The sequence below is a fragment of the Nocardioides stalactiti genome (assembly GCF_014180715.1).
Lineage (GTDB): Bacteria > Actinomycetota > Actinomycetes > Propionibacteriales > Nocardioidaceae > Nocardioides > Nocardioides stalactiti.
In genome coordinates, this window is sequence record NZ_JACEFC010000119.1 from 1 (window position 1) to 13,006 (window position 13,006).

14 protein-coding genes are annotated in these 13,006 nt (G+C 69.4%); 2 read left to right on the forward strand and 12 right to left on the reverse strand.

Going from position 1 to position 13,006, the window contains the following annotated elements:
• On the forward strand, positions 1 to 2,458 hold a 2,458-nt coding region (locus H0487_RS18705), incomplete at its 5' end, for a DEAD/DEAH box helicase (protein WP_183095748.1).
• 82 nt (positions 2,459 to 2,540) lie between these two features.
• Positions 2,541 to 3,464 carry a glutathione S-transferase family protein gene (locus tag H0487_RS18710; protein ID WP_183095759.1) on the forward strand — a complete coding sequence of 308 codons (924 nt, stop codon included), beginning with the start codon at positions 2,541 to 2,543 and terminating at the stop codon, positions 3,462 to 3,464.
• Positions 3,465 to 3,468: 4 nt separating this feature from the next.
• Here the strand turns inward: H0487_RS18710 and H0487_RS18715 are convergent, their stop codons facing one another.
• The 12 genes from H0487_RS18715 to H0487_RS18770 form a co-directional block, all read right to left on the reverse strand.
• Entirely contained in the window at positions 3,469 to 3,912 is a 444-nt protein-coding gene (locus H0487_RS18715; RefSeq protein ID WP_183095749.1) for a DUF2550 domain-containing protein, read from the reverse strand.
• A gap of 9 nt (positions 3,913 to 3,921) precedes the next feature.
• A complete protein-coding gene (locus tag H0487_RS18720; RefSeq protein WP_183095750.1) occupies positions 3,922 to 4,356 on the reverse strand; it encodes a F0F1 ATP synthase subunit epsilon in 435 nt (144 codons plus the stop codon).
• Positions 4,357 to 4,358: 2 nt separating this feature from the next.
• The gene (atpD, locus tag H0487_RS18725) at positions 4,359 to 5,810 is read right to left on the reverse strand and encodes a F0F1 ATP synthase subunit beta (protein WP_183095751.1); all 1,452 of its coding nucleotides are present in this window, start codon (positions 5,808 to 5,810) and stop codon (positions 4,359 to 4,361) included.
• A gap of 33 nt (positions 5,811 to 5,843) precedes the next feature.
• A complete protein-coding gene (locus H0487_RS18730) occupies positions 5,844 to 6,770 on the reverse strand; it encodes a F0F1 ATP synthase subunit gamma (RefSeq protein WP_183095752.1) in 927 nt (308 codons plus the stop codon).
• Between the two features lie 5 nt (positions 6,771 to 6,775).
• Positions 6,776 to 8,413 carry a F0F1 ATP synthase subunit alpha gene (gene atpA / locus H0487_RS18735; protein ID WP_183095753.1) on the reverse strand — a complete coding sequence of 546 codons (1,638 nt, stop codon included), beginning with the start codon at positions 8,411 to 8,413 and terminating at the stop codon, positions 6,776 to 6,778.
• A 52-nt stretch (positions 8,414 to 8,465) separates the two neighbouring features.
• Positions 8,466 to 9,257, reverse strand: a complete 792-nt coding sequence (locus H0487_RS18740; RefSeq protein ID WP_220793575.1) for a F0F1 ATP synthase subunit delta — start codon at positions 9,255 to 9,257, stop codon at positions 8,466 to 8,468.
• Positions 9,258 to 9,287: 30 nt separating this feature from the next.
• Positions 9,288 to 9,824 carry a F0F1 ATP synthase subunit B gene (locus H0487_RS18745; protein WP_183095754.1) on the reverse strand — a complete coding sequence of 179 codons (537 nt, stop codon included), beginning with the start codon at positions 9,822 to 9,824 and terminating at the stop codon, positions 9,288 to 9,290.
• Between the two features lie 75 nt (positions 9,825 to 9,899).
• Positions 9,900 to 10,121 (reverse strand): ATP synthase F0 subunit C, encoded by a 222-nt coding sequence (atpE, locus tag H0487_RS18750; protein ID WP_118925418.1) that lies wholly within the window; start codon positions 10,119 to 10,121, stop codon positions 9,900 to 9,902.
• Between the two features lie 76 nt (positions 10,122 to 10,197).
• Positions 10,198 to 10,995, reverse strand: a complete 798-nt coding sequence (gene atpB / locus H0487_RS18755; RefSeq protein ID WP_183095755.1) for a F0F1 ATP synthase subunit A — start codon at positions 10,993 to 10,995, stop codon at positions 10,198 to 10,200.
• Positions 10,996 to 11,011: 16 nt separating this feature from the next.
• Complete coding sequence (locus tag H0487_RS18760) at positions 11,012 to 11,251, reverse strand: hypothetical protein (RefSeq protein ID WP_183095756.1); 240 nt, start codon at positions 11,249 to 11,251, stop codon at positions 11,012 to 11,014.
• A gap of 30 nt (positions 11,252 to 11,281) precedes the next feature.
• Positions 11,282 to 11,767 (reverse strand): Cg1360 family ATP-synthase-associated protein, encoded by a 486-nt coding sequence (locus H0487_RS18765; RefSeq protein ID WP_183095757.1) that lies wholly within the window; start codon positions 11,765 to 11,767, stop codon positions 11,282 to 11,284.
• Between the two features lie 78 nt (positions 11,768 to 11,845).
• Positions 11,846 to 13,006 (reverse strand): glycosyltransferase family 4 protein (locus tag H0487_RS18770; RefSeq protein WP_183095758.1); only part of this gene is annotated, 1,161 nt, incomplete at its 5' end.

Consider the following 13,006-nt stretch of genomic DNA (forward strand, 5'->3'; position numbering starts at 1 on the left):
CGACCTGGTCCCGGTCCGGCCGCTGACCGAGGTGACCCTTCGCGACAAGACCGTCGACCTGGTCGCCGAGCTCACCCGGGAGGACGGCACCGCGCGGCTCACGCTCGGCGTCGAGGTCGACGGCGAGCTGCGCCGCGGCGGTCAGGTGCACCTGTCGTCCCACGACCGCGTCGTCGCGCTGCTCGACGACGGCCGACTCCAGGTCGCCGAGCTCGACCGCGACGTGCCCACCGCGGCCCGTCAGCTGATCGAGGACGGGCCGCTCGAGGTGCCCGTCGCCGACCTCGAGCCGTTCCTCGAGCGGGTCGCCGGCCTGTTGCGGCACCTGCCGGTCCGCTCCCCCGACGGCTCCGTCGACGTCCCGGCCCCGCGGCGGCCCACCCTGGTCGTCACGGTCACGTGGCGCAGCTCCACCCACGCCGCCCTCGCCTGGGAGTGGTGCTACGACGAGACACACCGCTGCGGTCTCGATGCCCGTGACCAGCTCGAAGGCCTGCGCGACCGCCGGGCCGAGACGCTGGTCCGGGCCACGGTGCCCGACGGCCTGCTCGGACGCCGCGAGATCCGCGACGGCGACGCGCTCTCGCTCGCGATCCACGACCTCCCCCACCTGCGCGAGCTGCCCGACGTCGAGGTGGTCGAGGTCCAACGGCCCGACTTCCGGGAGTCGACGACCGCGCCGGAGATCTCCTTCGACGTCGTCGAGCCCGAGGCCCCAGCGCCCTCCACCGACTGGCTCGACCTCGAGGTGTCCGTCACCGTCGAGGGCGAGCGGATCCCGCTGCCCGACGTCATCGCCGCGCTCACCCTCGGCCACGAGTTCCTCGTCCTGCCCAGCGGTCTCTTCCTCTCGACCGACCGGCCCGAGCTCGACCGGCTGCGCGAGGTGGTCGCCGCCGCCGCCGAGCTCCGCGAGCGCGACGGCGACCGGATCGGGGTCGGCACCCACGACCTGGGGTTGTGGGCGCAGCTCGCCGAGACCGGGCTGGTCGACACCCAGGCGGCCGAGTGGGTCGCCCGGGCCCAGGCGCTGCGCGACCTCACCGAGATCCCGCGGCCGGAACCGGTCGGCCTGACCACCACGTTGCGCTCCTACCAGCGCGAGGGCTTCTGGTGGCTCGCGTTCCTCTGGGACCACGGGCTCGGCGGGATCCTCGCCGACGACATGGGGCTCGGCAAGACCCTCCAGGTCCTCGCCCTGGTCCAGCACGCCCGCGTCCGGCGCCCCGACGAGGGGCCGTTCCTCGTCGTCGCGCCCACCAGCGTCGTGACCGCGTGGGCGCACGAGGCAGCGCGGCACGCGCCCGACCTCCGCGTCGGCGTCTGCGGTCGTCGTACGGACGACGTGGCGGCCATCGCGGCGCAGAGCGACCTGGTGGTCACCACCTACACGGTCGCGCGGCTCGCCCACCAGCGCTACGCCGCCGTTCGTTGGGGCGGCCTCGTCCTCGACGAGGCCCAGCAGGTCAAGAACCACCAGAGCAAGACCTACGGGGCGGTGCGCACCATCCCGGCGCCGTTCAAGCTCGCCGTCACCGGCACACCGTTCGAGAACCGGCTGATGGAGCTGTGGGCGCTGCTGTCGATCACCGTGCCCGGCCTCTACCCGTGGCCCCGCCTCTTCACCGAGAAGGTGGTGCGGCCCATCGAGCGCGACGGCGACGCCGCCAGCCTCGCCCGGTTCCGCGCGCGGATCCGGCCGTTCGTGCTCCGCCGCACCAAAGAGCTGGTCGCCGCCGACCTCCCGCCGAAGCAGGAACAGGTCCTCGACGTGGTGCTCGAGCCGAAGCACCGCAAGATCTATGACACCCACCTGGCCAAGGAGCGCCAGCGCATCCTCGGGCTGGTCGACGACTTCGACCGCAACCGGGTGGCGATCTTCAGCGCGCTCACGCGGCTGCGCCAGCTCGCGCTCGACCCAGCGCTGGTCGATGCCGAGCACGACGCCGTGGGCTCGGCGAAGCTCGACCTGCTCGTCGACCACCTCGCCGAGATCACCGCCGAGGGCCACCGCGCCCTGGTCTTCAGCCAGTTCACCTCGTTCCTGGGCCGGGTCCGGCAGCGCCTCGTCGCCGAGGACATCGGCGCGGTCTACCTCGACGGCTCGACCCGCGACCGGGGTGCTGTCATCGACGACTTCCGCTCGGGCGGGGCCCCCGTGTTCCTCATCTCGCTCAAGGCCGGCGGGGTCGGGCTCACCCTCACCGAGGCCGACTACGTCTTCGTCCTCGACCCGTGGTGGAACCCCGCCGCCGAGGCCCAGGCCGTCGACCGGGCCCACCGGATCGGCCAGACCCAGCACGTCCACGTCTATCGCCTGGTCGCGACCGACACCATCGAGGAGAAGGTGATGACGCTCAAGGAGCGCAAGGCCGAGCTCTTCGCCCAGGTCATCGACGGCGAGGGCGCCATGAGCACCAGCCTCAGCGCCGACGACATCCGCGGCCTGTTCGACTAGCGGACCGTCTCCGGCGCGGCCGGACGGGTATCTCCACCCCGTGCCGAACGACAGCGAGAAGAGCCAGTCCTACGAGCGGGACATGGCCTACGTGCCCGACCGGATCACGCGCGAGCACGGGAAGTCACAGGACGGCTTCGCCGGGCACGACCTGGAGGTCGCGACCTGGCCGGTCGAGCCAGGCCGCTACCGGATCGTCGCCGCCCGGGCCTGTCCGTGGGCCAACCGGGCGATCATCGTCCGCCGCCTCCTCGGCCTGGAGGGCGTGATCTCGATGGGTCTGGCCGCTCCGGTCCACGACGAGCGCAGCTGGACCTTCGCCCTGGATCCCGGCGGCACCGACCCCGTGCTGGGCTACGAGCGGCTCGAGCAGGCCTACCTCGCCCGCTTCCCCGACTACGCCAAGGGCATCACCGTGCCCACGATCGTCGACGTGCCGTCGGGACAGATCGTCACCAACGACTTCCCGGCGATCACCCACGACCTGTTCTTCGAGTGGCGGGACCACCACCACGACGGTGCTCCCGACCTGTGGCCCGACGACTGCCGGGAGGAGATGGAGACCGTGATGGAGCAGGTCTTCCGCCACGTCAACGACGGCGTGTACCAGTGCGGGTTTGCTGGGTCGCAGGATGCGTACGCCGAGGCGTACCGCCAGCTGTTCGCCACCCTGGACCAGCTCGAGGAGCGGCTCACCGGCCAGCGCTACCTCATGGGCAGGACGATCACCGAGGCCGACGTGCGGCTCTTCACCACCCTGGTCCGCTTCGACGCCGTCTACCACGGTCACTTCAAGTGCAACCGCAACAAGCTGACCGAGATGCCGGCTCTCTGGGGCTACGCCCGCGACCTGTTCCAGACGCCCGGGTTCGGGGACACGGTCGACTTCGAGCAGATCAAGCGGCACTACTACGTGGTCCACGAGGACCTCAACCCGGGCGGGATCGTCCCGGAGGGTCCGGACCTGGCGGGGTGGACCACCCCGCACGGCCGCGAGCGGCTCTGACCCGTCAGCGGGCGTTCCAGTCGGTGCCCGGCGGCTTGGACTCCAGCCAGGCCTGGAAGCCGGTGAGGGACGCGAGGCTCATGGCCAGCTCGACCTCACCGTCGCGCGACGCGCACTGGATCACGACGTGGTCGGGATAGAGGGACGCCTGCTCGGCGCCGATGGCCTCGCGCCGGCCGTCATAGCTCAGCCCCTCACGCACCCACACCCGCTTGGGGCGCGGTGACAGCGTGAAGATGCGGAACCACTCGAGCTTCTCGCCCGAGTACCGGCCCATGCCGAGGACCCAGCCCCGCCCGTCGGCCCCGGCGCTCAGCCTGTGGCTGAGCTCGAACGTGCCACCGTGACGGGCGAGGATCCGGCGTCGGGCCACCAGCCCGACGCCGTATCCCAGCAGCAGGAGCAGCACGATGCCCGAGACATCGAGCAGCCACTCCCACCACGCCATCAGTGATCGCTAGTGACCGGTACTCAGGGAGCCGGACTGGACCTTCTCGGCCGCGCGGAGGCGAGCCTCGGCCCGGCGGACCCGGCGCTCGGCCTCGTTGTTGGCGCCGATGAGGCCACGCGCCTCCTCGAGCTCGGCCTTGACCTTCTCCACGTGGATCTCCTCGCCGAGCTCGATGTGCTCGGAGAGGATCGACACCCGGTTGTTGGCGACCGAGAGGAAGCCACCGTCGACGGCCGCGACGACGACGTCGTCGGTGCCCTCCACCTGGACCTCCACCACGGCCTCGGACAGCAGCGACAGCACCGGCGCGTGGTCGCGCAGGACGCCGACGTCACCCTCGGTCGTCCGCGCGATCACCATCGCCGCGTCGCCCGACCACACGGTGCGGTCGGCTGCGACGAGCTCGACGTGCAGCGCCTCGGAACCAGCAGCGGTCGCCATGGTCAGAGGCTCTTCTGGATCTCGGCCCACTTGGCCTCGACGTCGTCGAGGCCACCGCACATGAAGAACGCCTGCTCGGCCACGTGGTCGTAGTCACCGTCGGCGATCTTGTTGAACGCCTCGATGGTGTCCGCGACCGGGACCGTCGAACCCTCGATGCCCGTGAACTGCTTGGCGACGTAGGTGTTCTGCGACAGGAAGCGCTGGATGCGGCGCGCCCGGCTGACGATGATGCGGTCCTCCTCGGACAGCTCGTCGACACCGAGGATCGCGATGATGTCCTGGAGCTCCTTGTTGCGCTGCAGGATCTGCTTGATGCGGATCGCGCAGTCGTAGTGGTCCTGACCGATGTACTGCGGGTCGAGGATCCGGGAGGTCGACGTCAGCGGGTCCACGGCCGGGTAGATACCGAGCGACGCGATCTCACGCGACAGCTCGGTGGTCGCGTCGAGGTGCGCGAAGGTCGTCGCCGGAGCCGGGTCGGTGTAGTCGTCGGCCGGCACGTAGATCGCCTGCATCGAGGTGATCGAGCGACCCCGGGTCGAGGTGATGCGCTCCTGGAGGGTGCCCATCTCGTCGGCCAGGTTGGGCTGGTAGCCCACCGCGGACGGCATCCGACCGAGCAGGGTCGAGACCTCGGAACCGGCCTGCGTGAACCGGAAGATGTTGTCGACGAAGAGCAGCACGTCCTGGTTCTGGACGTCACGGAAGTACTCCGCCATCGTCAGCGCCGACAGCGCGACGCGCAGACGCGTGCCCGGCGGCTCGTCCATCTGACCGAAGACCAGGGCGACCTTGTCGAAGACGCCGGCCTCCTGCATCTCGACGATGAGGTCGTTGCCCTCACGGGTGCGCTCACCGACGCCGGCGAACACGGAGACACCACCGTGGTTCTTCGCGACGCGGGCGATCATCTCCTGGATCAGGACGGTCTTGCCGACACCGGCACCACCGAACAGGCCGATCTTCCCACCCGTCACGTACGGCGTGAGCAGGTCGATGACCTTGATGCCCGTCTCGAACATCTGGGTCTTCGACTCGAGCTGGTCGAACGCGGGCGCCTTGCGGTGGATGCCCCACCGCTCGGTGACCTCGTAGGCCTCACCCTCAGCGAGGTTGAGCACGTCGCCGGTCGCGTTGTAGACGTGGCCGAGGGTCACGTCACCGACGGGGACGGTGATCGGGCCACCGGTGTCGGTCACGGCCGAGCCTCGGACGACACCATCGGTCGGCTTCAACGAGATGGCGCGGACGATGCCGTCGCCGATGTGCTGGGCGACCTCGAGCGGCAGGACCGTGGTCTCGCCGGCGAGGGTCACCTCGACCTCGAGCTTGTTGTAGATCTCGGGCATCGCGTCGATCGGGAACTCGATGTCGACGACCGGGCCGATGACCCGCGCGACACGACCGACGGTGGTCCCCGTCTCCACAGCTTCTTCAGCGGTAGCAGTCATTGTCTTCTCCGTGTTTCGTGGTGTGTCGGTGGGTCAGTCGTTCGCGGCAGCCTGAGCATCGGCGAGGGCGTTGACGCCACCGACGATCTCGCTGATTTCCTGGGTGATGCCGGCCTGGCGGGCCTGGTTGGCGATCCGGGTGAGCTTCTTGATGAGCTCGTCGGCGTTGTCCGTCGCCGCCTTCATCGCCTTCTGCCGGGCAGCCAGCTCGGAAGCGGCCGCCTGCAGGAGGCTGTAGAAGATCCGGCTCTGGACGTACTGCGGCAGCAGCCCGTCGAGCACCTCGGCAGCCGACGGCTCGAACTCGTACAGCGGCAGCAGGTCCTCCGCCGCCGGGGCCGCTTCCCCTTCGGGCGCCTCGACGACCTCCAGCGGCAGCAGTCGGACCGCGGTCGGCTCCTGGACCAGCATCGAGCGGAAGCGGGTGTAGACGATGTGGACCTCGTCGACGTCACCCTCCTCGCCCTGCTGCTTGAGGAACGCCTCGATCAGCGCCCGGCCGATCTCGGCGGCCTTGTCGTACGTCGGCTGGTCGGAGAAGCCCGTCCAGGAGTCGATGAACGGACGCGAGCGGAACTTGAAGTACGCCTCCGCCTTGCGCCCGGCCAGGAAGTAGTCGATCTCCTTGCCCTCGTCACGCAGACGCTCGGCGAGGCGCTCGGTCTCCTTGAGCACGCTCGAGGAGTAGGCACCCGCCAGGCCGCGGTCGCTGGTGATGACCAGCACCGCCGCGCGCTTGGGGTTCTCCTCCTCCTTGGTCAGCGGGTGGTCGACGTTGGAGAACGTCGCCACCGCCGACACGGCTCGCGTCAGCTCCCGCGCATAGGGCGCGGCCTGCTGTGCTCGCTGCTGCGCCTTGATGATCCGGGACGCAGCGATGAGCTCCATGGCGCGCGTGATCTTCTTCATCGACTCTGTCGACTTGATCCGCGCGCGGTACTCCCGCAGCGATACGGCCATCTGGGTCAGCCCCGCTTCTGCTTGACGATCTGCTCCTGCTCGAGCTCGTCGTCGGCGAGCGCCTCGGCCTCGGCCTCGTGGCCGACCTTGATGCTGCCTCCGTCGGAGGTCTCGAACTGGTTGAGGAACTCGTCGTACGCCGCAGCGACGCCGTCCTCGTCCTCGAACTTCTGGGTCTCGCGGATCGCGGCGAGGATGCCCTCGTGCGAACGACGCAGGTAGTCGAGGAACTCCTGCTCGAAGCGGAGCACGTCACCGGTGGGCACCTTGTCCAGGCGACCGCTGGTGCCGAGCCAGAGCGACACGGTCATCTCGGGCAGCGCGTAGGGGCTGTAGGCCGGCTGCTTGAGCAGCGCCATCAGCCGCTGGCCACGGGCCAGCTGCTGCTTCGACGCGGCGTCGAGGTCGGAGGCGAACATCGCGAAGGCCTCCATCGCGCGGTACTGCGCGAGGTCGACCTTGAGCGAACCGGTGACCTGCTTCATCGCCTTGGTCATCGCCGCGCCACCGACGCGGGACACCGAGACACCGACGTCGATCGCCGGTCGCTGGTTGGCCGCGAACAGGTCCGACTGGAGGAAGATCTGGCCGTCGGTGATCGAGATGACGTTGGTCGGGATGTAGGCCGACACGTCGTTGGCCTTGGTCTCGATGATCGGCAGACCGGTCATCGAGCCGGCGCCGAGCTCGTCGGAGAGCTTCGCGCAACGCTCGAGCAGCCGGGAGTGCAGGTAGAAGACGTCACCCGGGTAGGCCTCGCGGCCCGGCGGGCGGCGCAGCAGCAGCGACACGGCACGGTAGGCCTCGGCCTGCTTGGTCAGGTCGTCGAACACGATGAGGACGTGCTTGCCGTCGTACATCCAGTGCTGGCCGATGGCCGAGCCGGTGTAGGGGGCGAGGTACTTGAAGCCCGCGCTGTCGGACGCCGGAGCAGCCACGATCGTGGTGTACTCCAGGGCGCCGGCCTCCTCGAGGGCACCCCGCACGGAGGCGATGGTCGAGCCCTTCTGGCCGATGGCGACGTAGATGCAGCGCACCTGCTTCTGCGGGTCGCCGGAGTCCCAGTTCTGCTTCTGGTTGATGATCGTGTCGATCGCGACCGTGGTCTTGCCGGTCGCGCGGTCACCGATGATCAGCTGGCGCTGGCCACGGCCGATCGGGGTCATCGCGTCGATCGCCTTGATGCCGGTGGCGAGCGGCTCGTGCACCGACTTGCGGGCCATGACGCCGGGCGCCTGGAGCTCGAGGATGCGGCGAGCCTCGGGCTCGATCTCGCCGAGACCGTCGATCGGGTTGCCGAGCGGGTCGACGACGCGGCCGAGGAAGTTGCTGCCGACGGGGACCGAGAGGACCTCACCGGTACGGCGGACCGTCTGGCCCTCCTCGATCTTGTCGAAGTCACCGAGGATGACGACACCGATCTCGCGGTCCTCGAGGTTGAGGGCGAGACCACGGGTGCCGTCCTCGAACTCGAGCAGCTCGTTGGCCATCGCCGACGGAAGCCCGCTCACGCGGGCGATACCGTCACCGGCGGAGGCGACGTGGCCGACCTCCTCCTTGGACGCCGCGGAGGGCTCGTAGTCGGCGACGTACTTGGCGAGGGCGTCGCGGATCTCGTCCGGGCGGATGGAGAGTTCCGTCATCTCTGTGCCTTCTTCCTTCTGTGCTTTGAGAAGTCTTGGGTGGTGGTGCCGGTCAGCCGGCGATCTTGCGGCGAGCGGCGTCGAGGCGGCTCAGGATGGTCCCGTCGATGACGTCGTCACCGATCTCGACCTTGAGCCCGCCGATGACACCGGCGTCGACGACGACGTTGAGGTGGACCCGACGGCCGTACTGCGCCGCCAGGGCAGCGGCGAGCCGCTGCTGGTCCGCGTCGGCGAGCGGCCGGGCGACCCGGACCGTCGCGACGTTCTGACCGTGGACGTCGGCCGCGGTCTTCTCGTAGTCCTCCAACGCAGCCGACACGGTGCGGTAGCTGCCGGACAGGGCCTGGTTGACCAGGGCCACCGTCGCCGGGAGCGCCTTGCCGTCCAGGAGGGACCCGACGAGCGCCGTCTTGTCGGCCACGCTGCGGGCCGGGTCGGACAGCGCGCTGCGGAGGTCGCCGTTGTCGGTGACGGCACGCCGCACCGCGAACAGCTCGTCCACGAGCCGGCCGGCATCGTCACCGGCCGAGCGGACCTGCGCCACGACGCCGACCTGCTCCAGCCCGTCGGCCAGGTCCCGGGTGCGCGTCCAGCGGGACGACACCGCGACCGCGAGCAGGTCGAGCGTCGCCGCGTCGACCTTGCCGCTGAAGAGCTCGGAGACGAGGCCGGTCTTGGCCTCGTTCGCCAGCGACGAGTCGGTGGCGAAACGCCGCAGGGCGCCCTCGGAGCGGAGCGCCGCCGCGACAGCGAACAGGTCGCCGGCAACGGTCGCGGACCCGCTGGCCCGTTCGGTCAGCGAGGCCACGGCGTCGGCGGACGCACCGCGGAAGGCCACCATCAGTTCGCNACGCACCGCGGAAGGCCACCATCAGTTCGCCTCGAGCTCGGCCAGGAACCGCTCGACGACCCGCGACTGACGCGCGTCGTCATCGAGGGACTCGCCCACGATCCGACCCGCGAGGCTGGTCGCCAGCGTGCCGACCTCGGCCCGCAGCGAGGTGACCGCCTGCTGGCGCTCGGCCTCGATCTGCGTCTTGCCGTGCTCGACGATGCGAGCGGCCTCGGTCTGCGCCTGCTCCCGCATCTCCGCGATGATCGCGGCACCCTGCTCACGCGCTTCCTCGCGGATGCGCGCGGCTTCGTGGCGAGCGTCGGCGAGCTGGGCCTCGAGCTCGGCGAGCTTGGCGTCTGCCTCGGCCTGCTTCGTCTCGGCCGCGGCCAGACCGCCCTCGATCGCCGCCGTGCGTTCGGTGAACGTCTTCTCGAAGTTCGGTGCGACGAACTTCCAGATCGCGAAGAAGAGGAGGCCGAACACCACGAGGGAGATCGCCACTTCTTCCCACAGCGGGACGAGGGGGTTGTGCTCCTCCCCCTCCGCCGCCGCGAGGATCAAGAGAGTCTTCATGGACCTGACCTATCTGGGTCGAGCTTGCTGAAAATACGCAGTGGTGCGCTCAGGACGTCGGTCGACGACCGAACGTCACTGAGTGCTTTCGCCGGTCAGGACGAACGCGAGCGCGATACCGATGATGGCGAGCGCCTCAGCGAGCGCGAATCCGAGGATCGCGATCGACTGCAGGCGGCTCTGCGCCTCGGGCTGGCGGGCGACGCCGTTGATGTACGCGGCGAAGATGAGACCGATGCCGATACCCGGGCCGATGGCAGCCAGGCCGTAACCGATCATGTTGAGAGAGCCACCCATGGCTACTTTCCTTTCGGGTTGTTTTCTCTGGTGAGAACTGTGGGGTTGTGGTCGTACGGGCTGATCGACGGGTCGATCAGTGCTCGTCGGCGAGCGCGCCCTGGATGTACATGGCGTTCAGCAGGACGAACACGTAGGCCTGCAGGAACTGGACGAGGATCTCGAGGAAGCTCACCAGGATGGCGAGGATCCACGCGAGCGGGCCGGCGACGTAACCGACACCCCCGACGTGCTCGATGAGGTAGAGGCCACCGGTGGCGAACAGCACCAGCAGGATGTGACCCGCGAACATGTTGCAGAACAGACGCAGCGCGAGCGTGACCGGCCGCACCAGGATGTTGGAGAAGAACTCCAGCGGGACCAGGAGCGGGTACATCGCGGGGCTGACGCCCGACGGGACGCTCTGGAGCTTGAGGTAGCCGAGCGGGCCGTGCTTCGCGATGCCCACGCCGTTGTAGATCAACCACGACATCCCCGCCAGCGCATAGGCCATGCCGGCGCGGCTGAACGTCGGGAACTGGAAGAACGGGATGCTGGCGAACAGGTTGTTGACCAGGATGAAGAAGAAGAGCGTCACCAGGTAGGGCACGAACTTCTGGAAGTCGTGGCTGCCGATGATGTCGCGGGCGACGCTGTTGCGGACGAAGCCGTAGGCGCCCTCACCGGCGAACTGGAGCTTGCCGGGGACCATGGCGCGCGACTTCGAGGCGGCGTACAGGAACCCGAACACGACGACCGCGGCGATGACGAGCTGCAGCATCGGCTTGGTGACCCCGAGGCTGCCGATCTCGAACACGGGCGGGAGGTCGAAGATGCTGGGACCGGGAGCGTGGAACTCCTCGGCCGAGATGCTGGCGCTGGCTGCGTTGGTCACCAGGTCTCCTCTGCGTTCACTCTGTCTTCGACTCTGTCTTCGTGCTGCCCTGGTCCGGTGGCCCCGTGCGGAACCGTGCGGCCGTCAGGTAGATCCCCAGCGTGGCGCCCGTGAGGATGCCGATCGCAACGAGGTACCGCGTGCCCAACCACTGGTCCGCGAGCCATCCGAGCAGCCCGTAGAACGCGACCCCGGCCACGATGTAGCCGAACGCGTGCCACGGATCGCCCTGGGGCTTCTCCTCGGGCTGACTCATTGCGCCCCGGACAATAGCAGGGGGTGATGGTCATCGCGCACCGCCCTCCGCTGCCGGACGAACACCCTCGGGAGTGCCGTGCACCGGAGGTTCGCCGGGGGACTCACCTCGCGTCTCGAAGGCCGGGATCCGGGCCTTCGCCGAGGCGGTCAGCTGGGCGGCCGTCCAGGCCAGGACACCGATGATGATCGCGCCGCCGAGCCAGCCCCGGTCGAGGGTGTCGTCGAGCGCACCGGACCGGTTGAGGCCGACGAAGACGACCAGCATGAGCAGCACCTGCATGGTGTAGGTGAGCATCGCGACGAGCAGCGAGGCCACCGGCATCAGCCGGGCCACCGCGTCGACGGCGAACGCACCGAACGCGAACACCAGGAATGCGATCGCGGTCCCGACCAGGGCGCCGTAGGCACCCTCGGAGCCGCTCACGAGCGCCGCCACCAGGACGACCACGACACCGACCACCGTCGTGACCGCGGCCGCGAGGGCCAGCGGTCCGGGGGTGGTGGTCGTCATCATCGGCGGCCGTCCTTCGGGTGATCCGGGAGGTGGGTCACGGGGACTTTCTGAGCACTCCCTGAGTGCTCGTGAAAGTTATCACAAAGTCTCGAGCGGGCTCGAATCGGGGTCCCCCGCACGCTTGCTGCGGGTCGGCAGCAGCGGCACCAGGAACGTCAGCGCGACCGTGATGACGAAGGCGATCCCGATCCCGATCCAGACCACCGGGTCGTCGTTCAGGCTGGCGACGACGGCTCCGAAACCGATCCAGCCGGCCCACAGCCACATGATGAGCACGGCCCTCCGGTGCGAGTGCCCGATCTCCAGCAGCCGGTGGTGCAGGTGCTGCTTGTCAGGGGCGAACGGCGACCGGCCGGCCGCCGTACGGCGGACCACGGCGAGGAGCAGGTCGGCGAGCGGCACGACCAGGATGAGGATCGGGAGCGCGATGGGGAGCAGCAGGAGCAGCCAGTTGGCCCGAGTGTCGTCCCCGGCCTGGCTGAGGTCGGTCGGGCCGAACTGGGTGGTCACCGTGATCGCGGTGGCCGAGAGCACCAGGCCCAGCAGCATCGAGCCGCTGTCGCCCATGAACAGGCGGGCCGGGTGGAAGTTGTGCACGAGGAACCCAGCGCACGCCCCGGCCAGCGCCGCCGCGAGGAGCGCCCCGGTCTGCGCGCGCTCGATCTCGATCTCGACGCTGAGCTGGTAGGAGAAGAGGAAGAACGCGAGGGCGCTGATCCCGATGACCCCGGCGGCGAGGCCGTCCAGGCCATCGATGAAGTTCACGGCGTTGACGGTCGTCAGCACCAGCACCGCCGTCAGCAGTGCACCCTGGGTGCCGTCGAGCGAGAGCACGCTGCCGTCGGGCTGGTACAGGAATCGGAACTGGACGCCCGAGTAGACGAGCGCGCCGACCGCGACGACCTGTCCCCCGAACTTGGTGAGCGCATCGAGGTCGAAGATGTCGTCGAGCACCCCGACCGCGCAGACCAGGGCCCCGGCCAGCAGCACCGAGCGGGCGTCCTCGAACACGAACGGCTTGCTCCCCGACAGGAACGGCAGCTCCCGAGCGACGAGGAACGCCGCGAAGAGGCCGCCGAGCATCGCCAGCCCCCCGAGGTACGGGATCGGCTCCGCGTGGACGTCGCGGTCACGGACCTTGGCGACCGCCCCGGTCCGGACCGCGATCTCGCGGGCGACGACCGTCAGCAGGAAGGTGACCGCCGCGGCGACCAGGAAGACGACGAGGTACTCGCGCAT